This is a genomic window from Rhodocaloribacter sp. (genome assembly GCF_056451265.1).
Genome location: NZ_JBWOPL010000018.1, coordinates 51,228 through 77,574 on the forward strand (window position 1 = coordinate 51,228; position 26,347 = coordinate 77,574).

General features: G+C 67.1%; 22 protein-coding genes. 11 read left to right on the forward strand and 11 right to left on the reverse strand.

What is annotated here, in order from left to right:
• Positions 1 to 59 precede the first annotated feature (59 nt).
• The 8 genes from AC1HIY_RS01930 to AC1HIY_RS01965 all read left to right on the forward strand — a co-directional run bounded on the left by AC1HIY_RS01930 (position 60) and on the right by AC1HIY_RS01965 (position 10,618).
• On the forward strand, positions 60 to 401 hold the full coding sequence (locus AC1HIY_RS01930) for an FxLYD domain-containing protein (protein ID WP_479575012.1): 342 nt from the start codon (positions 60 to 62) through the stop codon (positions 399 to 401).
• Between the two features lie 198 nt (positions 402 to 599).
• Positions 600 to 1,598: a carboxypeptidase-like regulatory domain-containing protein gene (locus tag AC1HIY_RS01935; protein WP_479575013.1), complete on the forward strand. Its 999-nt coding sequence runs from the start codon at positions 600 to 602 to the stop codon at positions 1,596 to 1,598.
• 40 nt (positions 1,599 to 1,638) lie between these two features.
• Positions 1,639 to 3,141 carry a sigma-54 interaction domain-containing protein gene (locus AC1HIY_RS01940; protein ID WP_479575014.1) on the forward strand — a complete coding sequence of 501 codons (1,503 nt, stop codon included), beginning with the start codon at positions 1,639 to 1,641 and terminating at the stop codon, positions 3,139 to 3,141.
• Positions 3,120 to 4,847 (forward strand): protein kinase domain-containing protein, encoded by a 1,728-nt coding sequence (locus AC1HIY_RS01945; protein WP_479575015.1) that lies wholly within the window; start codon positions 3,120 to 3,122, stop codon positions 4,845 to 4,847. Before AC1HIY_RS01940 ends, AC1HIY_RS01945 begins: the two co-directional genes overlap by 22 nt.
• A gap of 210 nt (positions 4,848 to 5,057) precedes the next feature.
• Complete coding sequence (locus AC1HIY_RS01950) at positions 5,058 to 7,400, forward strand: Ig-like domain-containing protein (RefSeq protein ID WP_479575016.1); 2,343 nt, start codon at positions 5,058 to 5,060, stop codon at positions 7,398 to 7,400.
• A gap of 40 nt (positions 7,401 to 7,440) precedes the next feature.
• On the forward strand, positions 7,441 to 8,208 hold the full coding sequence (locus AC1HIY_RS01955; RefSeq protein ID WP_479575017.1) for a DUF5683 domain-containing protein: 768 nt from the start codon (positions 7,441 to 7,443) through the stop codon (positions 8,206 to 8,208).
• Positions 8,209 to 8,535: 327 nt separating this feature from the next.
• Positions 8,536 to 9,054: a hypothetical protein gene (locus AC1HIY_RS01960; protein ID WP_479575018.1), complete on the forward strand. Its 519-nt coding sequence runs from the start codon at positions 8,536 to 8,538 to the stop codon at positions 9,052 to 9,054.
• Between the two features lie 424 nt (positions 9,055 to 9,478).
• On the forward strand, positions 9,479 to 10,618 hold the full coding sequence (locus tag AC1HIY_RS01965) for a hypothetical protein (RefSeq protein ID WP_479575019.1): 1,140 nt from the start codon (positions 9,479 to 9,481) through the stop codon (positions 10,616 to 10,618).
• Between the two features lie 77 nt (positions 10,619 to 10,695).
• Here the strand turns inward: AC1HIY_RS01965 and moeB are convergent, their stop codons facing one another.
• The 4 genes from moeB to AC1HIY_RS01985 are packed head-to-tail and all read right to left on the reverse strand — an operon-like array spanning position 10,696 to position 13,677.
• Positions 10,696 to 11,874: a molybdopterin-synthase adenylyltransferase MoeB gene (moeB, locus tag AC1HIY_RS01970; protein WP_479575020.1), complete on the reverse strand. Its 1,179-nt coding sequence runs from the start codon at positions 11,872 to 11,874 to the stop codon at positions 10,696 to 10,698.
• 59 nt (positions 11,875 to 11,933) lie between these two features.
• The gene (locus AC1HIY_RS01975; protein WP_479575021.1) at positions 11,934 to 12,224 is read right to left on the reverse strand and encodes a ubiquitin-like small modifier protein 1; all 291 of its coding nucleotides are present in this window, start codon (positions 12,222 to 12,224) and stop codon (positions 11,934 to 11,936) included.
• A gap of 60 nt (positions 12,225 to 12,284) precedes the next feature.
• The gene (locus tag AC1HIY_RS01980) at positions 12,285 to 12,719 is read right to left on the reverse strand and encodes a M67 family metallopeptidase (protein WP_479575022.1); all 435 of its coding nucleotides are present in this window, start codon (positions 12,717 to 12,719) and stop codon (positions 12,285 to 12,287) included.
• 4 nt (positions 12,720 to 12,723) lie between these two features.
• Positions 12,724 to 13,677 carry a PLP-dependent cysteine synthase family protein gene (locus AC1HIY_RS01985; protein WP_479575023.1) on the reverse strand — a complete coding sequence of 318 codons (954 nt, stop codon included), beginning with the start codon at positions 13,675 to 13,677 and terminating at the stop codon, positions 12,724 to 12,726.
• Positions 13,678 to 14,091: 414 nt separating this feature from the next.
• Between AC1HIY_RS01985 and AC1HIY_RS01990 the strand changes: the two genes are divergently transcribed.
• From AC1HIY_RS01990 to AC1HIY_RS02000, 3 genes are all read left to right on the forward strand, one after another.
• Positions 14,092 to 15,834 carry an N-acyl-D-amino-acid deacylase family protein gene (locus tag AC1HIY_RS01990; RefSeq protein WP_479575024.1) on the forward strand — a complete coding sequence of 581 codons (1,743 nt, stop codon included), beginning with the start codon at positions 14,092 to 14,094 and terminating at the stop codon, positions 15,832 to 15,834.
• A 46-nt stretch (positions 15,835 to 15,880) separates the two neighbouring features.
• On the forward strand, positions 15,881 to 17,041 hold the full coding sequence (locus AC1HIY_RS01995) for a DUF819 family protein (RefSeq protein WP_479575025.1): 1,161 nt from the start codon (positions 15,881 to 15,883) through the stop codon (positions 17,039 to 17,041).
• A gap of 508 nt (positions 17,042 to 17,549) precedes the next feature.
• A complete protein-coding gene (locus AC1HIY_RS02000; protein ID WP_479575026.1) occupies positions 17,550 to 17,933 on the forward strand; it encodes a DUF6632 domain-containing protein in 384 nt (127 codons plus the stop codon).
• Positions 17,934 to 18,086: 153 nt separating this feature from the next.
• On the opposite strand, the gene AC1HIY_RS02005 is transcribed toward AC1HIY_RS02000, so the two are convergent.
• The 7 genes from AC1HIY_RS02005 to AC1HIY_RS02035 form a co-directional block, all read right to left on the reverse strand.
• Entirely contained in the window at positions 18,087 to 18,686 is a 600-nt protein-coding gene (locus AC1HIY_RS02005) for a Rad52/Rad22 family DNA repair protein (RefSeq protein WP_479575038.1), read from the reverse strand.
• A gap of 137 nt (positions 18,687 to 18,823) precedes the next feature.
• Complete coding sequence (locus AC1HIY_RS02010; RefSeq protein WP_479575027.1) at positions 18,824 to 19,225, reverse strand: nuclear transport factor 2 family protein; 402 nt, start codon at positions 19,223 to 19,225, stop codon at positions 18,824 to 18,826.
• 201 nt (positions 19,226 to 19,426) lie between these two features.
• Entirely contained in the window at positions 19,427 to 22,045 is a 2,619-nt protein-coding gene (locus tag AC1HIY_RS02015; RefSeq protein WP_479575028.1) for a PAS domain S-box protein, read from the reverse strand.
• Positions 22,046 to 22,547: 502 nt separating this feature from the next.
• On the reverse strand, positions 22,548 to 23,219 hold the full coding sequence (locus tag AC1HIY_RS02020) for a hypothetical protein (protein WP_479575029.1): 672 nt from the start codon (positions 23,217 to 23,219) through the stop codon (positions 22,548 to 22,550).
• A gap of 173 nt (positions 23,220 to 23,392) precedes the next feature.
• A complete protein-coding gene (locus AC1HIY_RS02025) occupies positions 23,393 to 23,842 on the reverse strand; it encodes a c-type cytochrome (RefSeq protein WP_479575030.1) in 450 nt (149 codons plus the stop codon).
• Positions 23,843 to 23,895: 53 nt separating this feature from the next.
• Positions 23,896 to 25,140, reverse strand: a complete 1,245-nt coding sequence (locus AC1HIY_RS02030) for a DUF5777 family beta-barrel protein (protein WP_479575031.1) — start codon at positions 25,138 to 25,140, stop codon at positions 23,896 to 23,898.
• Positions 25,141 to 25,183: 43 nt separating this feature from the next.
• Entirely contained in the window at positions 25,184 to 26,314 is a 1,131-nt protein-coding gene (locus tag AC1HIY_RS02035; RefSeq protein ID WP_479575032.1) for a molybdopterin-dependent oxidoreductase, read from the reverse strand.
• Positions 26,315 to 26,347 lie beyond the last annotated feature (33 nt).

The following is a 26,347-nucleotide window of genomic DNA, read 5'->3' on the forward strand; positions in this document are numbered from 1 at the left end:
GACGGCGCGCCGGCAACCCACGGAAGAGACGAGTTGAAGCAGACCCCGGAAGCGTGGCAATGCGAATGACGCTGCTCAGCCTCCTGATCCTGACCCTGTCCGCATGCAGCCACGCGGACACGGAGACGCACGCGCCGAACGTGCAGATCGAAGCGTTCACGTACAAACGCCTGCCCGGCGGCACGCGCGTGCTCAGCGGCACGCTCTACAACCCGACGCCCGAACCCGTCCATCACGCCCAGATTCAGGTCTCGCTCTTCGACGCCGACAACCGCCGCATTTCTACCATGATGATCGTAGTGGACGAAGTGGCTCCCGAGGGCCGCAAGCGGTTCCGGCGCACCATCGACAGCGACCTCGACGTCCGGGGCGCGCGCGTCCGAAGCATCCTCGTGCTCTGAACCCTCTCCGTGCCTTGACGTATGGAGAAGGACGCGAGCGCCGGGCATGGGCGGGGGGCGCCTTTCATACGCCGGGTGTGCATGAAGCCGCGGCTGCGTACATTAGGAAGGGGGCGGCCTCCGCAGGCGGCGCAAGCGGCCCGTGTCCACCACCACCAAAGCGACCCGTCAACCCTGATGATATCGTCCCGCAGCGCGATGAGTCGATGCCTCGCCCTGGCCGGAACCGTCGTGGTCGGCCTCGTCTTCGCGACGGGTTGCCTCGAAGACGCGGGACACGGCAATCCGCTCGACCCGATGTCGGAGAACTTCGAGGAGGTGGGCACGCTGAACGGGCAAGTCACGAGCTTCTATGCGCCGTACCGGAACCTCGACGGGGTGGAGGTGCGCCTGACGCCCGGCCCGTTCGTGGCGCTGACCAACGCACAGGGGCGGTTCGCTTTCCGGCGGATTCCGGTCGATACGTACGTCGTGCAGGCCCTGAAGGAGGGCTTTGCCGTCACGACCGACACGGTGGCCGTGCCGCTCGGGCCTCCGGTCGAGACCACGCTTCGGCTCGACGGGCTGCCGTCGGTCGTGGACCTGACCACGGCCACGGTCCACATCAGCCGGTGGTGGCCGCCGCCGCTGGACCTGTTCCGGCTGGAGGTCTCCGCACAGATCACCGACCCCGACGGGGTCGCCGACATCGAGGCCGTCTTCCTGGAGATACCGGAACTCGGCTACTCCACGGCGTTGCCGAGCGCCTCCGAGCCGGGCCGTTTTACCCGAAGCCTCCCGGAGGCGGACTTCCCGACCGGCGCTTTGCAGGCGCTCATGGGCCGCCCCTTTCGCCTGCGCCTGCGCGACCGCGCCGGATTCGAACACATGACCGATCCCTGGACGCTCGTGCGCGTCATTGAAGAGACGCCCGTCGCCGTGGACCCGCAGGGACTCGCCGTCCTCAGCGACCCGACGCCGGTGCTGACATGGGAGCGGGTGCGGCTGCCTTATCCGTTCACGTTCCAGGTGGAGATCATCCGGCAGGAGGCCAACGTGCAGGTCCGCGAGCGGCTGATGACCGGCCTCCCGCCCGAGAGCACCTCGGTGCAGGTCGCCGCCCCGCTCGCGCCCGGCTCCTACCTCTGGACCGTCTCCATCGTGGACGAGTTCGGCAACCGGAGCGGCTCGAAAGAGGTCGGCTTCATCATTCCGTGAGCGCTACGCCCCGGCATCCTCGGTCCAACCCTGATCACGTATGAACGCATCCGAGCCTACCCACGACGCCTCGCAGACCACCTTCGAGGCCCTCTCCGAGATCGGCCTGACGATCAACACGATCCAGGATCCGGACGTTCTGCTGGAGAAAGTGCTGGCGATAGCCATGGAGACGCTCGACGCCGAACGCGGCTTCGTGCTCCTGACGGCGCGGGATCGCCCGGAGGGCTTCGAGGTCAAGAGCAGCCGCAACGTGACGGAGGAGCAACTCGGCGCGCTCGTCCGCATCTCGACGAGCGTCGTGCACGAGGTGCTCCACACCGGCGAGCCGATCCTCGTCTTCGAAGCGCTGAAGGATGAGCGGTACCGAGAGACCGAGAGCATCGTCGTGCAACAGATCCAGTCGATCGCCTGCGTGCCCCTGCGCATCAAGAACCGGCAGATCGGCGCGATCTACCTCGACAGCCTGACCAAGCGCGGGCGCTTCACGCGGGCGAGCCTGCCGTTCCTCCACGCCTTCGCCAACCAGGCCGCCATCGCGCTCGAAAACGCCCGGCTCTACCAGACCCTCCGCGAGGAGAACCGCCGCCTGCGCAGCGAGGTGCAACGCCTCCACGGCTTCGACGAGATCATCGGGCAGAGCCGCCCCATGCGCGAGGTCTTCGAGACCATATCGCGCGTGCTCGACACCGACGCGACCGTGCTCATCGAAGGCGAGAGCGGCACCGGGAAGGAGCTCGCCGCCCGCGCCATCCACTACAACGGCGAGCGCAAAAACAAGCCGTTCGTGGCCGTCTTCTGCGGATCGCTCCCCGACGACCTCCTCGAAAGCGAACTCTTCGGCCACAAACGCGGGGCGTTCACCGGCGCCGTCTCGGACAAGCGCGGCCTCTTCGAGGTCGCCGACGGAGGCACCATCTTCCTCGACGAGGTGGGCGACCTCAGCCCCCGCATGCAAACGGTGCTCCTGCGCGTGCTGCAGTCCGGCGAGATCAAGCGCGTGGGCGACACGCAGATCCGGCGCGTGGACGTGCGCGTGCTCTCGGCAACGAACAAATCGCTCAAGGAACTCATCCAATCGGGGGACTTCCGCGAAGATCTGTATTACCGGCTCAACACGCTCACCATCACGATGCCCCCCCTCCGGCTCCGCCGAAACGACATCCCCCTGCTCGCCCACCACTTCCTCGACAAGTATGCGCGCGGGAAACGCGACTACATCAAGGGCTTCGCGCCGGAAGCGCTGGAGTTGCTTCAGTCGTACGCCTGGCCCGGCAATGTGCGCGAGCTCGAAAACACGATCGAGCGCGCCGTCGTACTAGCCCGGGGAACGTTCATTCGGCGGGAGGACCTCCGCCTGCCCGAGCCGATCGCCGCCGACCCGTTCGAGCCGGGCCTGACGCTCAAGGAAATCGAACAACGCGCCGTGCTTCAAACGTTGAAGGCCCACGAAGGCAACATCTCCGAGACGGCGCGCGTGCTCGGGGTGTCGCGGCGCTGGCTTCACTACAAGCTGAAAGAATGGGAATCGCCGGACCAATAAACGGCATCCAACCTTTTGCGGAACTGGCTCAGAGCGCCACCACGATCGTCTACAAGGGCTATCAGCGCGCGCAGGGCCGGTTCGTCCTGCTGAAAGTGTTGCGCCCGCCTCATGGGCAGGATGAGGAGCTGGTCCGGCGTTTCGAAGACGAGGCGCGGCTCCTGGCCCGGGTGCGGCATCCCAACGTGGTGGCGATCTACGAATACGGACGCGACGGGGGCGTAGCCTACCTCGCAGCCGAGTTCGTCGACGGGCTCAACCTCTCGGAGTTGAGCGCCGGCGGACCGCTGCCGGTAGCCCTGGCGGTCTACGTGCTCCACGAGGCCGCGCAGGGCCTCCGCGCCGCGCACGAGACGGGCGTGCTCCACCGAGACATCAAGCCCGCCAACATCCTCGTCTCGCACGAGGGCCGCGTCAAGCTTGCCGACTTCGGCATGGCCTCGCTCTCCGTCCCCGACGACGAGGCGCCCCCCGAGGAGGTGCGCGGCACGCTCGCCTACCTGGCCCCCGAACAGGTGCTCGGCGCGACCCCTTGCCGGGCCTCCGACCTCTTCTCCCTCGGCGCGACGTTCTTCGAACTGCTCGCCGGGCGGCCCGCCTTCTCCGGCCCGGACGCCAGCGCCCTCTTCGACGCCGTCCTCCACCACGACCCCACCCCTTTCCTCGAAGGTCCTCACCTCCCCGACGGCGTGCGCGCGCTCTGCCGCAGGCTCCTCGCTAAAAAGCCCGAAGAGCGGTATGCCGACACCGACGCGCTCCTCGACGACCTCGAGGCCCTCTGCCGTGCATACGGCTATGCGGAGGGCGCAGAGGAGCTCGCCGCTTTCCTCCGGGACCCCGAGACGTACCGGAGGCGCCTGCCCCGCACCCCTGCCGCACGGATCGCCTCCCCGCCGACCGACCGCAATACCGCCGGGCCCGACGACATCGCCCGACCGGCGCGCACGCGCCGACGCCTCGGCCTCGCGCTCGCCGGCCTGCTCGCGGTAAGCCTCGGCTATTCCGGCGTCGTGTGGATGGGGGACCGAGGCGCGACCGACCCGCCCGCCGGGGCTTCGACGGCCGGGCCAACCCGTCTGGCGGCGCGCACGCCCGAAACGACCGACGAAGCGGACGCCTCACCCCGCCTCGAAGCCGCCGAACCACCCTCCGACGAAGCCCCCGCCGACCCCTCGCCGGCGCCCGACACCCTCCGCACGGCCACCGCCGCCGCACCCGCACCAACCGACTCTTCCACCCTCGCCGTCCAAACGGAGGACACGCGCCCCGGCAGCCTCCGCGTCTCGGCTTCGCCGTGGGCCGTCGTGTTCGTCGACGGCGACTCCATCGGCACGACGCCCTTGCGAGAGCCCCTCACACTCCCTCCCGGCCCCCACGAGATCGCGTTCCGCAATCCTCGCTTTCCCGCGTCGCTTTCATTCACCCGCTCCGTGGAGGTCCTCCCCGGCGAAGCCGCCGACCTCGCGTTCTCGTTCTGGGACCACGTCGGGCAGATCACGCTTCAGGTCAACCCCTGGGCGCACGTCTACGTCGACGACGTGTACCGCGACGCCACCCCGCTCGATCAGCCGCTCCTCCTCGCGCCCGGCCCGCATGTCTTGCGGCTCGAACACCCCCAACTCGGCATGCTTCAGGATACGATCCGGGTGACGGCCGGGACCGTGGAGACCCTTCGATACAACATGCGGGAGGCATACGTCCCATGAAACGGCGGCAGACTTCGGAAAGTGGAACGGTGATTGACATAAGCTCTATGAAAGAGGTCGAAAGGCCTCATCTAGCGCATGATTTGCGCAGCAGTAGGTAAATCCGTAACAATGCGAAACAGACCAGGGATCTTTCTCACACTCTTGCTCATCGCGACGGCGGGGTGGGGCCCGGGGGCGTCGGCGCAAAGCTGGACGTTCCGCACGCCCATGCCCACACCGCGCTGGGGCGTCGCCGCCGTCGTCCTCGACGGCAAGGTGTACGTCCTCGGCGGGCAGGCCGAAAACGGCGCCGTGCTCGACGTGGTGGAACGCTACGACCCCGACACCGACACCTGGGAAACCCTCCCCCGCATGGACGACGAGCGATTCAATGCCGCCGCCGTCGTCTTCGGAGGAGACATCTACGTCCTCGGCGGGCGCGACAAGGACGGCGACGTCAAAGACGACGTGCAGGTCTACGATCCCGACACCGGCCTGTGGACCTCCGCCGCCGAGTTGGAAGAGAAGCGGGAAGGGGCGTCGGCGACTCTGCTGGATGGGACGATCTACGTGGTCGGCGGGTCGAACGAGAACGCGCAGATCCTCAACGACGTGGAGCGTCTGGACACGACGTCCGGGCTCTGGAGTGAAGAAGACAACTGGGCGTTGGACGTGCCGCGTGCCTCACACGCCACGGTGACGCTCGGCGGCGTCGCCTACACCGTCGGCGGCTTCTCCACGTCCGGCCCGCGCGGCCCCGTGCAGCGTTATGACCCGAACGGCATCGAAACGCTCGGAGCTTCGCTCGATCCGCCCCGTGGCGGGCTCGCAGCCGCCGCCCTCGGGGGCGAGATCTATGCCCTGGGAGGACGAAGCGCCGCCAACCGGGTCGTACCCACGGTCAACGCATATGACCCGAACGCCGATGCGTGGCGCACGGCCACGCCCCTCAACACGGAGCGCGAAGGCTTCGCGGCGGTGACCGTGGGCGGCTCCCTCTACGTCTTCGGAGGACGGGACGACGCCGGCAACGTGCTCGCCTCCGTGGAGGTGCTCGGCGGCAACAGCGCGCCTTCCGCTTCGGACGACGCCGCCGCCACGAACGAGGACGCCGCCGTCACCATCAACGTGCTCGTCAACGACAGCGACCCCGACGGCGACGCGCTCACGATCAGCAGTTTCACCCAACCTGCCCACGGCGTCGTCACTCAGACCGACGGCGAGAGCCTGCAATACACCCCGGAGGCGGATTTCTTCGGCGAGGACACGTTCCTCTATACCGTCAGCGACGGTGCGGCCACGGCCACGGCCACGGTCACCGTCACCGTCGCCCCCGTCATCGACGCGCCGGCCTTCACGAGCGCGCCGGTGACGGGCCCCGTTCAGGGCGAAGCATACACGTACGCCGTGTCCGCCGCCGACCCCGACGGCGACGCGCTCACGATCACCGCCCCCACACGACCGGACTGGCTCACCCTCACCGACCACGGCGACGGAACCGCCGCGCTCGAAGGAACCCCCACCGACGTCGGCGATCACCCCGTCGTGCTCCGCCTCTCCGACGGCCTCGTCTCCGTCGATCAGAGCTTCACCCTCACCGTGACCGCCACGAACAGCGCGCCTTCCGCTTCGGACGACGACGCCGCCACGGACGAGGACGCCGCCGTCGAGATCGACCCGCTCGCCAACGACACCGACCCCGACGGCGACGCGCTCACGATCACCGCCGTGACGCCCCCCGCGAACGGGACGGCGGAAATCCTCGAGAACGGAACGCGCCTCCGATACACCCCGGCAAAGGACTTCTTCGGAGAGGATGCCTTCACGTACACCGTCGAGGACGGCTTCGGAGGCGCGGCCACGGCCACGGTCACCGTCACCGTCGCCCCCGTCAACGACGCGCCCGCACCGCCGGAACTGACGACGCCCGAGGACGGCGCCGACCTCCTCATCGAAGGCAACCCGGGGGATCCGCTGCTCATCGCGTGGACGCCCGTCGAAGATCCCGAAGGCGACGCGGTCGCATATACGTGGGAGTTGGCGGCCTCACCCGGCTTCGACGAGGTGCTCCACCGGGAGAACGCCGGGGCGGCCACCCAGGCCGAGGTCGACATGGGCGTCGTGGCGGCGCTCCTGACGGCGCAGGGCGTCGGGCTCCACGAGACGGCCACGTTTTTCCACCGCGTCGTCGCCTCCGACGGAGCGGCAGAGACGTCCGGCCCGGCCTTCTCGGTCATGCTCACGCGCGGCAGCATCGTGGGCGTGACTCCGGAAGAAGAGCCCCCCGCGGCGCTCGCGCTCGCGCAGAACTACCCCAACCCTTTCGCCGGCACGACGCGCATCGCCTTCGAGGTGCCTTTCGGCGAGCGCGGCCCGGTCCGTCTGAGCGTCTTCGACATACAGGGCCGGCGCGTGGCTACATTGACGCACCGGCCCCTGCCGCCCGGGCGGCATGAGGTGATATGGAACGGACGCGCCGAAGACGGGCGCCCCCTCGCCAGCGGGCTGTATCTGTATCGGGTCGAACACGGCGCGCGACAGATCACCAGAACCATGACCCTCATCCGATAACGGTATGCGCGCCTTTGGGATAACGGTCCTGGTCTTGTGCATGGCGTCGTCGGCCCTTCCCGCCCACGCGCAGCAGACACGCGCGACGGTGGTCGATGAGATCCGGCAGGCCTACGAACGGCTGGATTATGCGGAGGCCGAGGCGAAGGCGCATGAGGCCCTCGCCACGTACACCGACTTCACCGTCGATCAACTCGTCGAGATCCATACCTTGCTCGCGCTCATCGCCTTCTCCGACAACCGGGAGGCGGAAGCGCGCGCCCAGTTTTTGTCGGCGCTGACCCTCAACCCCGACCTGGAGCTCGATCCGCTCCTCGTCTCTCCGAAGATCCTCACCTTCTTCGACGAGATCAAACGGAGCCGGCAACGCGCGACGCCGGAAGAGGACCCCGCCGCCGCCATCCGATACGTGCGCGTCGAGGACCCCCGGGCGGCGGCAGCCATGCGCTCGCTCCTGCTGCCGGGGTGGGGCCAGCAGTACAAGGGGGAAAAGACCAAGGGGTGGATCCTGACCGGCCTGTGGAGCGCCGCCGCTGCCGGGACCGTGGCGGCGCACATCCGCCGCCGCCAGACCCGCGACGCGTACCTTGCCGCCGGCGACCCCGACCTCGCCCTGGCGCGCTACAACACCTTTAACAGGTGGCACAAGGTTCGCAACAACCTGGCGCTGGCGACCGCCCTCCTCTGGGCCTACAGCTACTTCGACGCACTCCTCTTCCGGGCCCCTCCCCCCGAAGACCGCCGCCTGCGGATCACGGCCGATCCATTCACGGCGCACCCCCGCCTCTCTCTGCGCCTCCGCTTCTGAACGACCGGACCCGGCAGGTTTCTTCCCGCTTGAAGGAACGACGGACGATGCGCCGTTCCCAGATGACCGCACAGGCCCTCCTCCCGGCGCTGCGCAATCCATGCGCAGAGGCGGCCCCGTCCTGCACACGGGATTTCTCTCCTCCCCTGCGGCCCTCCCAAAATATTCATTTTTTTAGCTTTTCAAGGGCGTTTCCCGGGCCATTTCGAAAATCTATGGACACACGCTGATCCCGGCATGGGGATTGTCATAGGACCCGGCGAGCAGACCTGATGCGTCTGCCGGCAAGCCTGTGTTTCCCCTTCATCCATCCCCGTGAGGTAAGCCATGAAACACCGCACACACCCTCTCGCTCTCCCGTTCGTTCTTCTCACGTTGCTCGCAGCAACCGGCTGCGCCGATCCTCTGACAGGCCCGGAACGAAGCGCCGACGCCGCTGAAGTAGATGCGTTCGTCGTTTCGCAGTCGGCGGTACACACCGTGACGGCGCAGGCCCCCGTCTCCGGAGCCGCCGAGCGCGTACGGCTGGAGGCCAGGTTGAACGCCACCGACGCCGACCCGCTCGCCTCCGGCAAAGGCAAGTACGAAGCCCGCACCGACCGCGACCGCGCCCGCTTCAGCACCGAAGTCGAAGATGTATCCGTCGACGGGTCGGGGGAAGTCGTCGTCTCCCGCGACGGCGTCGAGCTCTTGCGCGAGGTCCTCGAGATCGTCGGCGGCTTCGCAGACCTCAACCTCGACTCCCGCCGCGACGTCATCCCCACCATGCTCGAAGGCGACCTCGTGGAGGTCTTCAATGCCGACGGCGCGCTCATCCTCAGCGCCGTCCTCCTCCCGAAAAACTAGCCCTCAGACGCGTCTCCGACCCTTCGGGCGGCCGCCCCACCGACAGACTTCGATCGCCGGTGTGGGCATAAAGCCCGGCTCACGTGCTTCTCTGTTGTCTTTCGCGCTCCGAGAGCCTCCCGCCTGCGGGCCGGATCGTTCCTGTGGACGCAAACCATGACCTTCCTGAAATAGCGCAGCGCTGCCTCCAAAATCACCGCTCCGCTAAACGAGAAGGCCGCGTCGGTTCACGCCGTCGCGGCCTTTTTCATGGTCTGCCTACCTCTCCTCCGCGGGGATGGGGGAAAATCCCATCGATGACCGGGCTTGCTGCCCATAAGTATGCCTCCCCCGTTCGTCGATAACGAGAGGGGGCGCGGCGGCCCTTCCATCGGTTCGCCTCCCCCTCCGTTATCCATCCACAGCTCATCCCCAGGGAGGCCTCATGCCGTACCTTCTACCCCTCATCGCCCGCCGTTTCCTCGTCCTCACCCCCGTCTCACTCTTTCTCGTCGTCCTCATGCTCACCGGCTGCGACACCGGAAGCAGCGGTCTGGTGAAAGCCGACTTCACGGCGACGGACGCCCCTCTCATGACGACCTCACCGGCGCAGGGCCTGCGGAGCCGGACCCCCATTCCGTTGATCGACATGCAAGCCGGCGACAATTACCTCGGCTTCGAGGGCGGCCTCTACCCCGGCGGCGTGAACGTGATGCCGGCGCCCCACGAAAGCGAGGGGCTGAGCCGCGCCGTCGCCGTGGAGCCGCTCGACACCGACGGCAACCCCGCCCCCGACGGCAAGTACGCCCTCCTCTCCATCGGCCTCTCGAACACCACGCAGGAATGGTGTTCGCGCACGGATCAGCTCGTCGAATGTGACCCGTGGACGTTCATGGGCCAGGCCGCCGCCGATCCGGACGTGGACACGGAGCACCTCGTCATCGTCAACGGCGCCAAAGGCGGGCAGGACGCCGACGACTGGGAATGGCCCGACGATGAAAACTATGACCGCGTCCGGGACGACCACCTGACGCCCCTCGGCCTGACCGAGCGGCAGGTGGAGGTGATCTGGCTCAAGGTCGTCAACGGCGGCCCGACGACGAGGCTGCCCCGGCGCAATGCCGACGCCTACCGGCTGGAACGGCGGCTGGGCAACATCCTGCGCGCTTTCCGGACACGCTATCCCAACCTGAAGCAGGTCTTCATCTCCAGCCGCACCTACGGGGGCTATTCGATCACCCGCCACAATCCCGAGCCCTTCGCTTACGAGGTCGGCTTCGCCATCAAATGGCTCATCGAAGCGCAGATCAACGAGATGGCGCAGGAAGGCGCTCTCATCGACCCGTTGACGGGCGACCTCAACTACGAGACCGTCGCGCCGTGGATCGCCTGGGGACCGTACCTCTGGGCCGACGGCGTGAACCCGCGCTCGGACGGACTGACGTGGCTGCGCGAGGACTTCGAGGAAGACGGCGTCCACCCCAGCCCGTCCGGCGAAGAAAAAGTGGGCAGCCTCCTGCTCGACTTCTTCAAGACCTCGCCGCTGACGCAGTGCTGGTTTCTCGCCGAAGGCGCGTGCGGCTGACGGACGCGCCTCTCCCCATCGCCACCTGTCCAAAAGCCCGGTCTCTTCAGGCCGGGCTTTTTTTGTGCGCCTCCCGCTCAGTACTTCGGCACGGTCGGGTCGATGGCGTCGCTCCAGGCGAGGATGCCGCCCTTCAGATTGACCGCGCCGGTGAAGCCGCGCGCGCGAAGCAGCCGCACGGCGCGAGCCGAGCGCACGCCGGAGCGGCAATACACGACGATCTCCGCGTCGCGATGCGCTTCGAGTTCGTCGAGGCGTTCAGCGAGGACGCCGAGGGGGATGAGCGGCGCGCCGAGGTGGGCGATGGCGTACTCGTGCGGCTCGCGCACGTCGAGGAGGAAGGGGGCTTCGCCCCGGTCGAGGCGGGCCTTGAGCGCGCGCACATCGATCTCGGGGACGGCCTCCGCCCGGGCCTCCTCCGCCCGCGCCTGCGGGATGCCGCAAAACGCTTCGTAGTCGATCAGGTCGGTGACCGTCGGGTGATCGCCGCAGACGGGGCAGTTCGGATCCCGACGCACCTTGAGGGTGCGAAACGTCATGGCGAGCGCGTCGAAGAGGAGGAGGCGTCCGACGAGCGGCTCGCCGATGCCTGTGATCCACTTGACGACCTCCGTCGCCTGAAGCGCGCCGACGATGCCCGGCAGGACGCCGAGCACCCCGCCCTCGGCGCACGAGGGCACCAGCCCCGGCGGCGGCGGCTCCGGATAGAGGCAGCGATAGCATGGCCCCTCCGGCGCGCCGAAAACGGAGGCCTGCCCCTCGAAACGAAAGATGGAGCCGTACACGTTCGGCGTGCCCGTGAGCACCGCGGCGTCGTTGACGAGATAGCGCGTCGGGAAATTGTCCGTCCCGTCGGCTACGAGGTCGTACTCGGCCACGAGCTCGCGCGCGTTCTCGCTCGTCAGGCGCGTCTCGTACGTCTCCACGTGCACGTGCGGGTTGAGCTCGCGGAGGCGGTCGCGGGCCGAGTCGAGCTTGGGCCGGCCCACGTCGCTCGTGCCGTGAAGCACCTGCCGCTGAAGGTTCGACGCATCGACGACGTCGAAGTCGACGAGGCCGAGGCGGCCCACTCCGGCGGCGGCGAGGTACATCGCCAGGGGCGAGCCGAGGCCGCCCGCGCCGATGAGCAGCACCGAGGCCGCCTTGAGTTTGCGTTGTCCCTCCAGCCCCACGTCGGGCAGGATGAGGTGACGGCTGTACCGGCGTATCTCTTCGGGCGAGAGCGCCACGCCGGGGGCGGCGGTGTGGATGTCCATGACGGTTCCTCCGTGGCTTGCAGGGTGTACGACGATGCGACGCGCTTCGTTCGCGCGCCTCACCCTCCGGCGATCGAGGGCACGATCGAAAGCTCGTCGCCCGCGCCGAGGGGCGTGCGGTCGCCTTCGAGATACCGGATGTCCTCGTCCCTCACATACACGTTGACGAACGAGCGGAGGCGCCCCTCGTCGTCGAAAAGGTGGCGTTTCAACTCCGGATACCGGGCGACGAGATCGTCGAGCGCCTCGCCTACGGTCGCCCCCGCCACGGCCACGGTCGCCTCTCGATGCGTATAGGCACGGAGCGGGGTCGGGATGTGGATGCGGGTAAGGGTTTGCGTCGTGCTCATGGTTGTGCTCAGGGTTGGGTTCGGATGACAGGGATGCGGATGAGGAAAAGGGACGCTCGCTCACGCGTTCACGCCGTCCTCGGCCACGACGGGCTCCGGCTCGAAGCGGGCGCGGTCGGGGGCGAGCGTCCACGCCGTCAGTTCCTCCGCCCGTCCCTCGCGGACGGCGACGATGACGTACGTATAGCCCGGGAAGGTCGCCTCGGCCAGGTCGGTGGCCGAGGGGCGTGCCGGATGGTCCGGGTGCGAGTGATAGATGCCCACGACGTCAAGCCCGCGCGCGCGGGCCTCCCGCTCGGCGGCGAGATAATCCGGCGGCGTGATGACGTACCGGCGCTCGCGGTGGTGTGCCCGGCGGTTCGGCACGCGCCGGATCGCCGCGACGCGGTTGCCTCCGGGCGTGACCGTGCCGAGCAAAAAGCCGCAGCATTCTTCGGGATACGTTTCCGCTCCGTGGGCGCGGATGGCGTCGAGGACGTCGGTTCGAGTGCGCATGGGTTCATCGGGTCGGGTTCCAGAAAGGATCGCTCAGGTACCGCGTGCCGGCGTCGCACAGGATGGTCACGACCACACCCGCCGCGAGCGAGCGGGCCACGCGGAGCGCCGCCGCCACGTTCGCCCCGGACGAGACGCCCACGAGGAGACCCTCCTCGCGCGCCAGCCGCCGCGTCGTCTCGTACGCCTCCTCCGTCTCGACGGTCAGGGCGGCGTCGGCGAGCGCAGGGTCGTAGATGCCCGGCACGAGGGCCGTCTCCATGTGCTTGAGACCTTCGATGCCGTGGAGCGGCGTGCCCGGCTGCACCGAGAGACACCGGATCGACGGGTCGAACGCCTTGAGCCGCCGCGCGACGCCGGTGAACGTGCCCGTCGTGCCCAGCCCGGCGACGAAGTGCGTGACGCCGCCGCCGGTCTGATCGAGGATCTCGACGCCGGTGCCGTCGAAGTGCGCCCGCCAGTTCGCGTTGTTGTTGTACTGATCGGGGTAGAAATACCGGTCGGGATCGTGGGCCACGCGGGCCCGGACGAAGTGTTGCGCGCCGTCGGTCCCTTCCATCGGATCGGTGAGGATCAGTTCGGCGCCGTAGGTCTCGAGCATCTTCCGGCGTTCCCCGGAGGCGTTCGCGGGCATGGCAAGCGTCACCGGGAAGCCGAGCGCCGCGCCGATCATGGCATAGGCGATGCCCGTGTTGCCGCTCGTGGCGTCGATGAGCGTCTTGCCGTCGGCGAGCGCGCCCGAGCGCAGCCCTGCCCGGATCATGGCGAGCGCGGCGCGGTCCTTGACCGAGCCGCCGGGGTTGAGGTGTTCGGCCTTCGCATAGACGGCCACCGTCTCCGGCAGCCCCCCGGCGAGGCGCGTCAGCCGCACGAGCGGCGTCCCCCCGATCCGGCGAAGCAGACCGGAGAGCGGCTCCGTGAGCGGGGTCGTCTGTATTTCAGGGGGCACGAGTTCCATCCCTTCAGGCTCTGGTGGATAAAAAAAGCCCCTCGCGGAAAACCGTGAGGGGCGACGCTCTGCGTGTGAGTCTGCGACCGGGAATGCTATCTCCTCCTTCCGTGTCGCATCGTCGGCGCATGGCCGTCCCTCGGGTCGGGACAACAACACATCGCGCAAGGACAAGCGCAGGTCAGGGTCAGGAGTGCGCGCATGGCGGTCGGAAGATTCGGGTCACGTGTGGGGATTGAGTGATGCTCTACGAAAAGACGTTACAAAAAGTTCTGCGCTTCGGCGACGCCTTTCGGGTTTCATCCGGGGAGATGGGGAACGAAACGAACAGGGAGGCGCCGTCCGGGAAGCGAGGGCATTTGAACGTGGTCGCATTTTTAGCGATACTGTTTCGCCTCTTTCTCCTCCCGTCCTCCTTAGTCTATGCGACGCATCGGTCTTTTCCTGCTTTTTCTCGCGGCCCTCGGCTTCGCCGCACCGCTTCCCCTCTCCGCCCAGTCTTCCGAACCCTTCGACGTGCTCATCACCGGCGGGCGGGTGCTCGACGGCACGGGCAATCCGTGGTTCTACGCCGACGTCGGCATCCGCGACGGGCGCATCGCGGCGGTGGGCGAGCTCGACGGCGCAACGGCTGCGCGGGTGATCGACGCGCGCGGCCTCGTCGTCGTCCCCGGCTTCATCGACCTCCACTCGCACGCCGACGACGGCGCCGGACGAACCGGCGGCTTCCGGAGCGAAGACCCGCACCGCCGCGCCGCGCCGAACCTCGTCTCACAGGGCATCACGACGGTCGTCGTCAACCAGGACGGGCGTTCGCCGTGGCCCATCCGCGAGCAGCGCGCCGCGATCGAGCGTAAGGGCATCGGCCCGAACGCCGTGCTCCTGGCCGGGCACGGCACGGTCCGCCGCATGGTGATGGGAGCGGACTATCGCCGCGCCGCCGATGCCGGGGAGGTGACCGCCATGCGACGCCTCGTGCGGCAGGCCATGGAGGAAGGCGCCGCCGGCCTCTCCGCCGGCCTCGAATACACGCCGGGCCGGTGGAGCGTCACCGACGAGGTCGTCGCGCTCGTCGAGGAGATCGCGCCCTTCGGCGGCGTGTACGTCTCGCATCAGCGCAGCGAGGGCGCCGACCCGATGTGGTTCTGGCCGTCCCGCCACGCACCCGGCCCGCCCACGCTCATCGACGCCGTCCTCGAAACCATCGAGATCGGCGAGCGGACGGGCGCGACGGTCGTCGCCTCGCACCTCAAGGCCAAAGGCGCACACTACTGGGGCACGAGCCGCGCCGTCATCCAGCTCATCGAACGAGCACGCGCACGCGGCGTCTCCGTCTGGGGCGATCAGTATCCGTACGCCACGAGCGGCACCGACGGCGCCACCGTGCTCATCCCCGGATGGGCCTTCGGCGAAGACCGGTGGGATCGCAGCGACACCGCCGACGGCGACGCGCCCGACTATGCCGCCCGGCTCCGGCGCACCCTCGCCGACGCTGCCCGCGCCGCCGACCTCCGCCGCGACGTCGCCCACGAGATCCGGCGGCGCGGCGGAGCCGAGCGCATCGTCGTCTTCGAATACCCGGACACGTCGTACGTCGGAAAGAGCCTCGCCGCGCTCGCCGAGGCGCGCGGCGTGACGCCCGTCGAGATGGCCTTCGCGCTTCAGCTGGAGGGCGACCCGGAGCGGCCCGGCGGCGCGCGGCTGCGCGGCTTCTCGATGTCGGAGATCGACGTGGAGGCCTATGCCGGTCGGCCGTGGGTGGCCACCGTGTCCGACGCCGGCATCGCGCTCCCCGGCGACGGTCCCGTGCATCCCCGGTATTACGGCACGTTCCCGCGCAAGCTGCGGCGGTATGCGCTCGAACGCGGCGTGCTCACCGTCGCCGACGCCGTCCGCTCCGCCACCTCACTCCCCGCGCAGATCCTCGGCCTTCGCCGCCGGGGTCAGATCCGTGAGGGCTTCCATGCCGACGTCGCCGTGCTCGACCTCGACCGCCTCCGCGACCGCGCCACGCCCTTCGCGCCGCACCGGTATGCCGAGGGCGTCGTGCACGTGCTTGTCGGCGGCGTCTTCGTCGTCGATCGCGGCGCGCGCACGGGAGCCCTCCCCGGCCGGGTGCTCACGCCCACGCTCGACCGCCGCGCACCGGACACGGACGGCGGTTGACCCCTTTTCCCTTCCCCCTTCCCCCTTTCCCCTCTCCCCCGTCTTCATGCCCCTCGATCCGCTGTACCTCCTCGGCATGCTGTGCCTGATCGTCGTCGCTTCGGAGTGGCTCGTGCGGCGCACCTTCCTCAAGCACATCGGCACGGCGCTCCTCGTCATCCTCATGACGGCCGTGGCCGCAAACGTCGGCCTCCTCCCCGCCGGATCGACCGCCGAGGCGCCCGTGCCCGTATACGACGGCATCTTCGGATACGTGGCCCCGCTCGCCATCTTCTGGCTCCTCCTCCCGGTCAACCTGCGGGACGTGCTCAAGGCCGGGCTGCCCATGATCGGCCTCTTCCTCCTCGGCTCGGTGGGGACGGCGGCGGGCGTGCTCGTCGGGATGTGGGTCATCGACGGGGCGGAGACCATCGGCCCGCTCTTCAACGCCGTCGGCGGCATGTTCACCGCTACGTACACCGGCGGGAGCGTCAACTTCAACACCATCGCCCTCCAATACGACGTGATCCGTGACGGCGTCCTCTATGGCGGCTCCATCGTCGTGGACAACATCATCACCACGGTGTGGATGGTGGCGACGCTCGCCATCCCGCGCCTGCTCACGCCGATCTGGCGGCGGAAGAACGCCGTGGCCGAGGCCGTGGCGATGCGGGGCGAGATCATCCTCGGCATCGAGGAGGACACCGAGACGCTCCATCCCATCGACCTCGGCCTCGTGCTCATGCTCGGGCTCTTCGCGGTGTGGCTCTCGGACTGGCTCGCCGAGTGGCTCGCGCCGATCCCGTCGGCCCTCATCCTGACGGTCATCGCCCTGATCCTCGCGCAGATCCCCGCCGTCGGACGCCTCAAGGGCGTGCGCGTGCTCGGGATGTTCGCCGTCTATCTTTTCCTCGCCGTCATCGGCGCTTTCTGCGACGTGGCGGCGCTCCGCGAGCTCGAACACCTCGGCGTGATGCTCCTCCTCTTCGCCACCGTCGCCGTCGGCGTGCACGGGCTGCTCACCTTCGGCGCGGCATGGCTGCTGAAGATCGACCCCGACATTGCCGCCGTAGCCTCGCAGGCGAACGTGGGCGGCGGCACCTCGGCGCTGGCGCTCGCCCGCAGCCTCGGGCGCGAGGACCTCGTGCTCCCCGGCGTCCTCGTCGGCTCCCTCGGCTATGCCGTCGGCACGTTCCTCGGCTTCTGGGTGGCAAACGTGCTGGGCTGAAGCGCCCCCGTCCCCCGCACTTCCCCCTCTCACCCCGGCATGAAATACCGGGCCGCGTCCGGGTCGCGGGGGTGGCTGGGGAGGGCTTTCCGCCGGCGTTTGCCTCGGCTTCCGGACGGCAGAGGAATCGGAGACGGCTCATGAAAGCATGGGAGATCCTCCCCTTGTGAAGGGGAGGTGGCCCCGAAGGGGTAGCGCCTGATTCCCTGCGTTCGGACCATCAAATACCCCCTCCCTCCTCCGGTGGACTCCCCCTTGACAAGGGGGAGGATTGATCGGAAGGCGACTCATGAAAACATGGGAGATCCTCCCCTCGACGGGCGCATGACCAATGGCACTATTCAGCGTATCTCTCGCAGGGGTAAGTTCCGTTTTTCGGTCAATGGCAAACGAACTGGGCTGACGAGGACAAACAGTTGCGCCCCATACTCTACTTACCTATCTTCACAAAAAAAATTGGCTCTTTCTTCAACACTGCAGACTCCCGAACCCACAAGAGAACTACTCAATGAAGCAAGACGACAGGCTTAAATATCTGAAAATTAGCCTTTATGTATTTGGCATTGTCTTTATCATTGGAGTTCCGCTCATGATGATGTGGGTCTGGCCCTCAGGTTGGGGATGGACGCCGGCACAGCCCGAATATGAGCAGATGATCATGGGCATGTACATCACGTTGGGAATATTTTTGATTCGAGCCGCAAAAAACCCTCTGGCTCATGCCAGTCTCATCTGGTTTACGATTTGGTCGAGCCTTGTACATGCCGGCATCATGCTCGTTCAGGCGCTCTCTGATGATACGGAGAAAGCAAACCTCATGGGTGACATTCCAGCCTTGTTTTTAGTAGCTTTTGTCCTGTGGTATCTCATGCCAAAGAAAGCCGACTCCTAGAAACGACCGGACACACAAGGCCACACACGAGCTTTTTTAACCGCCGCGCATTTCGCATTACGTAAAACCATTCTCATTACGTAATACGCAGTATCTCAGGGCGATCCAAAAAGGCCGTTAGCCGCCTGAATGTCGGCGCCAGGCGTGCGTATTTCACCCCGGCATGAAATACCGGTCCGCGTCCGGATCGCGGGGGGTGGTTGGGGAGGGTTTTCCGGCGGCGTTATCCTTCGCGGCGGAGCGTTTCCGCCGGTTCGGAGCGGCAGGTTGGGGAGCGGGCGGCGTCTCCGAGGCGGCTCCGTCGCCGGAGCGTTTCGGGAGGAAGCGGCGCGGGACCGGCGGCGTGTGCGCGATGCGGCCCCGCTCATCGACGGCGACCCACGGCGAGGGCAATTCGTACAGATATCTTCCAATGCCCCACTGAACCGCCGCCCGGCGCATGCTCGACGAGAGGCCGCCCTTGACCGGTTCCACGTCCGTGTTCTCCGCGCCGTCCCACTTCGTCACCCACTCCGCCGATCCGTCCTCGCGCACGATGCGGATCGAGAGGCCGCACAGCAGCCCCCCGTTCGGTCCGGCGGTGAACTCGTTGCGCCAGTTCCCGGGCCCGCACACGGCGTCGAGGCGGTCCATGATGGCGCGGTTGCTCACGTAGGCGGCTACGAGCGCTTTGCCCGTCTTTTTAGAGCGCGCGATGGGCTTCCAGCCGATATCCGAGGGGTCGAAAAAATCCTGGAGCCGTTTGAGATCGATGGGCTGATGCATGGTCTCGCCTTTCTGGTGAATCGATACCTTTCCACCAGAATAAGCCCCGGGCCTGACAGCCGTCTGTCATCCACAATCGGACGGAGCTGCGCGCGCCCGACCGACCCGCCCGCGCTTCGGCCCGATCAGGCCTCCAGCGCGCGTTGCACGAGCGCCGTGTCGGTGTACTGCCGGAACGCATACGCCTTCCCGTCCCGCATCTTCCACACGTGGGCGAACGGCGCCTGCATACGCTTGCCCGTGGCGAGGTAGGTCCCGCTGTACGTGCCCAGCACCACGCACACGTCTCCCCCGTCGATGAACTCCTCGGCCTTCGCCTGATAGCCTTCCCACTCCGTCCCAAGCTTCATGAACACGTTGTTCAGCACCGCTTCCGGGCCATGATAAAGGCCGCCGTACGGGAAGCCTTCCGCTTCTTCCCACGCGATCTGCTCATCCATCAGGCCGAGCACTGTGGGGATGTCTCCGGCGGCAAAAGCGGCATAGGTGGCGCGGATCAGGTCGAGGTTGCCGGGGGGCGTGCTCATGGTTTCCGGGGGTTGGGATGCGTGAATGATACGAAGTTGACCGCGGGAAGCAGGGACGAAGCGCACCGATGCTCCCGCCGTCTATGGAATAAACGTCAAACGGGCGAACCAGAGGGTCACGGCCTCCCAAAAAAGTTCGGAGGCCTCCAGCGACCGTATCGAAAAACGCGCGACGGCCGAAAGAACCGTCTCGCATGCTGCTCAGGAAGGTTCGATGCGTTCCCGCGCCGGAAGGGCAAAACAAAACGTGCTGCCGGAACCCGGCCCCTCGGACGCAACCCACACGCGCCCGCCGTGCAGTTCGATGATCCGTTTGACCAGCGTCAGCCCGATGCCGGTGCCCTCCACGTCTACGTTGAGCCGTTCGAAGAGGTCGAAGATCTTCTCGTGATACGCCGGGGCGATGCCGATGCCGTTGTCGCGGATGAAGCAGAGGGTCTCGCCCGGCGCCATCTGTCCCCCGATCTCGATGCGGGGATGGGGCTGATCGCCCATGAACTTGACAGCGTTGGAGAGGAGGTTCTGAAACACCTCGATGAGCCGCGCCCGATCTCCGAAGAGCGGCGGCAGATCGCCCGGCACGTTCACCGTCACGCCTCGCGCTTCGAGTTCGCCGCCGATGCGCTCCAGAGCCGCTTCCACGAGTTCTTTCATCGGCACGACCCCCGAGGGATGGACGAGGCGGCCCGAACGGGAGAGTTCGAGCAAATCGTTGAGCAGGTCCTTCATCGTCGTGGCCGCCCGTCCGATGTGCCGGATATCCTGCGCCACTCGATCGCTCGCTCCGGCGGCCACGTCCTTTTCGAGCATACCGAGGAACCCGTGGATGGTGACGAGCGGGCTTTTGAGATCGTGCGAGACCGTATAGGTGAAACGTTCGAGTTCGGCGTTGCGCCGCTCCAGTTCCCGGATGAGGGCCTCTCGTTCTTGCTCGGCGCGCTTTTGCTCGGTGACGTCGATGTGCATGCCGTACACCCGCACCGGCGCGCCCGAGGCGTCACGCACGATGATGCTCTGCACGGAGATGTATCGCGTTTCTCCGTCCGGACGGATGATCCGGTACTGCATCTCGAAGCCCTCGTCCTTTGCCAGCGCTTCGTCATAGGCCCGGATCACCTCTTCCCGGTCGGCCGGGTGGAGCCGCTCCGCCCACACGTCGAAGTCGAGGATGCCGTCCGGCAGTGAAACCTCAAAGATGGCCTGCGAGCGTTCATCCCATCGCACGACGTCCGCCTCCATATCGCAGAAGAACGCGCCGCCACCCGCCGCGTTGAGGGCCATCCGCAGGCGGGTCTCGCTCTGTTGAAGATCCGCCTCGGATCGTTTGAACTCCGTGATGTCGCGGACGAAGGCGGCCACGAGCGGCTCTTCCTCCGGCTGCACGATCACGATGCTCACGTCGAGATCGATGAGGCTTCCGTCTTTGCGGCGGTGACGGGTCTGAAAGCGCGCGCCCCCGTCGGCCAGCATTCGTTCGATGCGCCGTTTGACCGCCTCGGGGTCGAGTGCGGCTTCGAGCGCGCGGATGTTCATCCCGGTCAGTTCCTCGCGCGTGTACCCGCTCATCCGGCAATAGGCCGGGTTCACGTCGATGATCTCGCCCCGGACGTCGGCCAGGATATAGCCGTCGAGCGTCGATTCGAGCAACATCCGGTTCAGCCGCCGGGTGCGCTCGAGCTTCTCCTCGGCGCGCTTCCGATCGGAGATGTCGCGAACGACGACCAGCGCGGCGGCGGGCTGATCGGGGACCACCCGGGCTTCGTAATACCCGCCGCCGTCGGGACCGAGCGCGTATTCGAAGGTCTGAAGCGTCCGGGTTTCGAGCGCCTTTTCGAGCGCCGCCATGGCCGGAGCGCGCGCGGCCTCGGGCAGCCGTTCGCCGAGAGGCTTGCCGACGAAAGCGTCGGGAGATCCCGGTCCCACGTAGTCGCGCACGATGCCGTCGCGGCCCACACGGAACAGCACGTCGGGGAGGGCGGCGAGGAGCGTCCGCACGCGCGCCTCGCCCTCGCGCAACCCCGCCTCCATCGCCTTCTGCTCGGTGACGTCGAGCAACGTCCCGATGAGCGCCGGGGCGCCCCGGTAGACAGCGATCCGGCTGTATACCCTCACGTCCCGCACCTCCCCGTCCGCACGCCGAATCCGGAACGAATATCCCATCGCCGGGAGTTCGCCGTCGAGGCGCCGCCGGATATTCTCTCGAACCAGGGGTCGATCTTCCTCCACGACCATCGGGAAAATCGGGGCGTCCCGGAGTTCTTCGAGCGGATAGCCGAGGATCTCGGCCAGTCGGGGGTTGGCGTACCGGATGCGCCCGTCCTGCACCACGTAGACGCCCGTGAACGACTGCTCGACGAGCCCGCGAAACAGCGTTTCCGTCTCTCGCAGCCGGATCTCTTCGGCTTCCCGTTCGAGCGTTGCGCCGGCCCATGCGGCCAGCGTCTCCATGAGCGCGCGATCCGCCTCGTCGAACGGCTCGGCGCGTGGACCGGCGCGCCACACGCTCAGGGCGCCCCACGGGCGACCGCTCACCACCAGCGGCGCGCCGAGGTAGGCGGCCGTCCCGAAGCGCCGGGCAGCGGGAGGTCCCTCCCCGCCCGTCGACGCCACGACGCGGCCCGCCCGCATCGTCTCGCCGCAATACGTCTCATCCAGTGGAACCGCCTCGCCCCGCCGAAGCCCGAGCCCCGGCGCCTCTCCATACACGACCGTATAGACGTCCCCCTCCACGCGCCCGACGAGCGCCGCCGTCCCCTCGAAAGTCTCCGCGATCCAGGGAAGCGCCTGCCCGAACGTCTCCTCTGCTCTCCCCGTCTGCAACGATAAAATTCGACGCAGAAGCTGATAAAAAAGACGCTGTTTGTCGGGCAAGCCCTCACCATGCGCATGAGGAGCCACAAAGCCCATCTTTACTTCTCACTCGATAATCAGGAAAAGAATCGGAACCACACCGATTCGGCAGTCGATCGCCGGCCGTCCGGCATGCCGAGCGATTCAATGGGTAATAAAGGGCAACGGGAAAAGTGCGTCAGACAGGATTCGTAGAATCTCGCGCCGGAAACAATAACATACACGAAGGGGGAATGCAAAGATAAGCATCTCAGGCGCGTGAGCAAATCGTTTGCGAGACGGATCGAAAAAAAGCCTTCCGGAGGCGCATATCAAATCGGACCGGCGCTATACCTCCACGCCTCCATCTTCTCCCGCACACGCGCGGGCGAGCCGTACTCGGGGACGGCGCGGTGATTGATAAGCTCTCTTCTCCCGCACACGCGCGGGCGAGCCGGCGGCCGTCCCGGCGTTGCCCCCTTCCGGGGGATGGCTATGCGCTCTTCGCGAGCGGAGCGGCGGCCCCGTATTCGGCGAGGGCGGCGTCGTGGTCGCGCACCCAGTCGGTGGCGCACTTGAGGCGGAGGCGTTTGATGCGCATGGGCGCATACGCTTCGTCGTTCGCGCCCGTGGCGGCGTCGTAGGCGAGCGTGAGCACCGGGCCGCGACGGGGCGGTTCCCACACGCGTGCCTCGGGCGAGGCCAGCCGTTCGAGGTTGATCCGCCCCCGCTCCGTGAAAAGCTCCGGATGCAGCCGCGAAAGGATGAAGAGCACGTCCTCCATGTGATCAAAGAGGTCCTTCCCCCGAAAGCGATAGAGCGTCTGAAAAACGGCGGAGCCCATGAGGAGCGCATCGCGATAGCGTTCCTGACGCTCGTCCACGTCCTCGTCGAGCGCGCCGCACTCGAGAGCGATGCGCCGCCCGCGATGTTCGATCACGAAGTCTACCCAGAAGACCCCACACGGCGTCGGCACGCGGACCTGACTGTGCAGCCGCACCGACCGGTGGAGGTATTTGACGAGGTGCCACGCCAGTTCGTCTTCGAGCGGCGTCTCGTAGGGCGGGTCATAGAGTGGGCCGCCAACGCCGAACATGTGTGAAGGCGCGACTTCAGCGACGCGGCGCGGACGCTCCGGGGAAGCTTTTTCTTTATAAGCAATCATCGTTTTTTGCCGGGCAAGGGTGATCGAAACCTGCTTGCCGGCATAATAAAGCCCCCGGGTGCCAACTGCATGTCATATGTGTTCCACCCGAATGAACACACCCTCGAAAGCACGCCGCTCCGGAAAAGAGCCTGCGCCGCAAGCCCTTCCTCTCACACGACCGACCGCCCGGCTCAGTTCTCCTGCGCTCCCTCCTCGATCCATTGCCGGATCAGATCGATTTGCGCATCCGAGAGCGGGTCTCGACCCAGCGGCATCCGCCCGCCGCGAATGCCGGCGGCGCCGGTGATCTTGAGGAAAAGGTAGCTCCGGTCCGGGTCGCCCGGCTCGATCCGCTTGAGGGTCGGCTCCTCCTGGCTGTTCACGTTCACGAGGTTCGCATACGCCTGCCCCTCGCTCAGGTCCAATCCCTGGGGCGGGAACGAGCCGGTGTGGCACCCGGAGAGCGCACAACTGGTGTTGAAAATGGTGGACTGGATGGTGGAGAACTTCACGCCGTCGGAGGACGGTGGCGGCTCCTCGTCGGTGAGGGGATCGGCATGCTCACAGGCGGCGACGGCAAGCATCAGCACAAGCACGAGGGGGAGACTGCCGAAGGCCCGGCGTTTAGGGTTGGGGATCATGTCGGGTCGTATTTTTTCAGGAAAGGGTTCGATGGGAACGTCGAGGGGGGCGTTCAGAAATTCAGGATGCGATAGATGTTGAACCCGAGGCGCATGTCGCCGTCTCGGAGGTCGAGGTCGCCGCCGTTGAGATACTGATCCGTGGCGATGCCCACCGAATTGCTCACGACGATCTGGAAGATGTGGCCGGCGGTGGCAATTTCGAGGCCGCCGCCCCAACTGTCGAAGCGGTTTTCATTTCCAAAGGTTCTCGTGCGGATGTAGCCCGTGAGGATGGGCGTCCACTCGCCGATGAGTGAGAGGTTGCCGTGAAAGCGCCAGCGTCCGGCGAGGCCGAGGGTCAGCAGGGCGTCGTCGGCGTTCGATTCGTGCGAGGGGTTGATGGTCACGCCCGGCGCGACGGCGAGGCCGATGCCCGGGGCCACCTCTCGGGCGAGAATGACCTGCCCGGTAAACTTGAACGCCGCGCTCGTGAAGCGCCCCTGCCCCGGCACGTCTTCCGAGATCCAGTTGAGCGTGGTGAGCGCCGCCGCCTCGAAGGGCCGGGCGCCCTGCTTCGCCAGCCGGTATTTCCCCTGGAGCTCGACGTCGTCCGAGGCATTGCTCCGCCCCAGGGTCACGAAGAGATCGTCGGTGAAGGCATAGCCGAGGCTCAGCAGGATGATGCCGCTGCCGTCGAGGCCATAGAAGCTGTCGTAGCCGCTGCTCAGCGGCGGGTTGAAGCGGTGCTGAATACCGAAGAGCACGCTGCCGGCGGGCACGGTCCGCGTCGTGGGCACGTTTACGACGCGCCACCCGGCGAAGGGGAGCGGTTCGGGCGGCGGGGCGGCTTCCACCCGCGCCTCGTCCACCGCGCCGATGCTCCGCACCCAGGCTTCGAGCAACTGCACCTCCTCCGGCGCAAGCTTTTCGCCGATGAGCGGCATCTGCGTGCCGGTGATCGACGGATCGCCCTTGACCTTCCGGATGAGGTAGCTGTTCTCCGGGTCGCCGGGCTTGACGCGGAGCATCTCGGGCTGCTCTTTGCTCGGCACGCCCACGGTGCTGGCATAATAGTGCTCGGCGCTCAGGTCCATGTCCTGTTGCGGAAAGGGCGCGGCATGGCAGCCCGCCTGCGCACAGCTCCGACCGAAGAGCGCCGCGACGCGCGCCTCGAGCTCTTGCTCGCTCATGCGGGTGAAGTCCTGTCCTTGCGAGACGGTCGGCCCGGCGAACCAGAGGATCAGTCCTAAAAACAAGCCGGTCGCGCGGCGCACCCGCACCGGACCGGCAGCCTGTCGAAGGGAGGAATGGGGCATATGATTTCGCAGTGGTTGGTTTGCGTGGTGGAAAGCCTGAGAGTTATTGTTCGGCCGGTTCCGGTTCGGAGACGGTGACGAGCACCTCGAAGATGGCGTTTTCGCCGTCCGCCGGATCGGTGTCGGTGCTGTGCTGTACGTTGCCGGCGGCGTCGGTGGCGCGCACGAGGAGGCGGTGTTCTCCCGGCGCAGCCTCCCACCGATACGTCCACGGCGCCCATACGCCCCGGAAAGGATACGGGACGCCGTCGAGGACCTGCGTCGCCCCCTGAATGCCGGGATCGAGCGCGGCGATTTCCCGAAGCGAGAGCAGCCGCGCCGGCGCGAAGTCGGCGCCGTCCACGGCCACCTCCACCCGCTCGATGGCCGCCCCGCCGCTCAGCGCATACCCGGTGACGCGCGTCGGACCCGCCGGGATGCGCGCGCCCCGCAGCACGCTCGTCACCCCGTTGGTCACCTGAACCGTGCCGTCGTCGGCATAGCCGAGCACCGTCTGATACGAGCCGAAGACCGCATCGTCGTCGGTCGCTTCGATGCGGGTGATCCACTTGACGCTCTTGTAGCCGTAGTGCCCGGGCACGAGCAGGCGCACCGGCGCGCCGTGTCCGGGCGCCAGCAGCCGGCCGTTCATCTCATAGACCAGCAAAGGCTCCGGCAGACCGTCCGAGCCGTCGCCGAAAACCTTGTGCATCGGAAGGTTGTTGGTGAAGCCGTCGGCCCCGAAGATACGCAGCCGCCGGGTGCGTTGCCGGTCGATGCCGGCGCGTTCGAGGAAAAGCCGGAGCGGCACGCCCGTCCACACCGCCGTTCCGATGAGCCCCGGCACACTGTTGCTGTTGATGATGCATCGAAGCGTGGAGAGCACCGACACCGGCGTCTCGGCCTGAAGATCGGCCAGTCGCACGCTCAGAGGCCGCTCCACGAGCCCCTCGACGGACAGCGTCCAGCCCTCGCCCGTCAGCGACGGAGCGCCCTCCCATCCGGCCACCGACCCTTCCGCTCCGAACTGAAGGAAGAAATCATCGTTCGGCGTCAGGAAAGGAACGTCCGTGCCCTCGATGACCGGCTCGAAAGCATTGCGCTCGCATCCGGCCAGCGGAAACAGCGACAACCCGACGGCCAGGCTGCCCATTTGCCCCAGAAAAACGCGGCGCGTCGTTTTCATTTCCCGCATAAAAATGTTAAGTGACGGCTCCGGTCGCGTGCG

Excerpts from the sequence above, each read along its gene's own strand:
- AC1HIY_RS01975 (WP_479575021.1), bottom strand. The coding sequence starts at position 12,224 with ATGAGCACGACGCAAACCCTTACCCGCATCCACATCCCGACCCCGCTC.
- AC1HIY_RS02010 (WP_479575027.1), bottom strand. The coding sequence starts at position 19,225 with ATGAGCACGCCCCCCGGCAACCTCGACCTGATCCGCGCCACCTATGCC.
- AC1HIY_RS02025 (WP_479575030.1), bottom strand. The coding sequence starts at position 23,842 with ATGATCCCCAACCCTAAACGCCGGGCCTTCGGCAGTCTCCCCCTCGTG.
- AC1HIY_RS01985 (WP_479575023.1), bottom strand. The coding sequence starts at position 13,677 with ATGGAACTCGTGCCCCCTGAAATACAGACGACCCCGCTCACGGAGCCG.
- AC1HIY_RS02030 (WP_479575031.1), bottom strand. The coding sequence starts at position 25,140 with ATGCCCCATTCCTCCCTTCGACAGGCTGCCGGTCCGGTGCGGGTGCGC.
- AC1HIY_RS01990 (WP_479575024.1), top strand. The coding sequence starts at position 14,092 with ATGCGACGCATCGGTCTTTTCCTGCTTTTTCTCGCGGCCCTCGGCTTC.
- AC1HIY_RS01930 (WP_479575012.1), top strand. The coding sequence starts at position 60 with ATGCGAATGACGCTGCTCAGCCTCCTGATCCTGACCCTGTCCGCATGC.
- AC1HIY_RS02020 (WP_479575029.1), bottom strand. The coding sequence starts at position 23,219 with ATGATTGCTTATAAAGAAAAAGCTTCCCCGGAGCGTCCGCGCCGCGTC.
- AC1HIY_RS01950 (WP_479575016.1), top strand. The coding sequence starts at position 5,058 with ATGCCCACACCGCGCTGGGGCGTCGCCGCCGTCGTCCTCGACGGCAAG.
- AC1HIY_RS02000 (WP_479575026.1), top strand. The coding sequence starts at position 17,550 with ATGAAGCAAGACGACAGGCTTAAATATCTGAAAATTAGCCTTTATGTA.
- moeB (WP_479575020.1), bottom strand. The coding sequence starts at position 11,874 with ATGGACATCCACACCGCCGCCCCCGGCGTGGCGCTCTCGCCCGAAGAG.
- AC1HIY_RS01965 (WP_479575019.1), top strand. The coding sequence starts at position 9,479 with ATGCCGTACCTTCTACCCCTCATCGCCCGCCGTTTCCTCGTCCTCACC.
- AC1HIY_RS01940 (WP_479575014.1), top strand. The coding sequence starts at position 1,639 with ATGAACGCATCCGAGCCTACCCACGACGCCTCGCAGACCACCTTCGAG.
- AC1HIY_RS01980 (WP_479575022.1), bottom strand. The coding sequence starts at position 12,719 with ATGCGCACTCGAACCGACGTCCTCGACGCCATCCGCGCCCACGGAGCG.
- AC1HIY_RS01945 (WP_479575015.1), top strand. The coding sequence starts at position 3,120 with ATGGGAATCGCCGGACCAATAAACGGCATCCAACCTTTTGCGGAACTG.
- AC1HIY_RS01960 (WP_479575018.1), top strand. The coding sequence starts at position 8,536 with ATGAAACACCGCACACACCCTCTCGCTCTCCCGTTCGTTCTTCTCACG.
- AC1HIY_RS01935 (WP_479575013.1), top strand. The coding sequence starts at position 600 with ATGAGTCGATGCCTCGCCCTGGCCGGAACCGTCGTGGTCGGCCTCGTC.
- AC1HIY_RS01995 (WP_479575025.1), top strand. The coding sequence starts at position 15,881 with ATGCCCCTCGATCCGCTGTACCTCCTCGGCATGCTGTGCCTGATCGTC.
- AC1HIY_RS01955 (WP_479575017.1), top strand. The coding sequence starts at position 7,441 with ATGGCGTCGTCGGCCCTTCCCGCCCACGCGCAGCAGACACGCGCGACG.
- AC1HIY_RS02035 (WP_479575032.1), bottom strand. The coding sequence starts at position 26,314 with ATGCGGGAAATGAAAACGACGCGCCGCGTTTTTCTGGGGCAAATGGGC.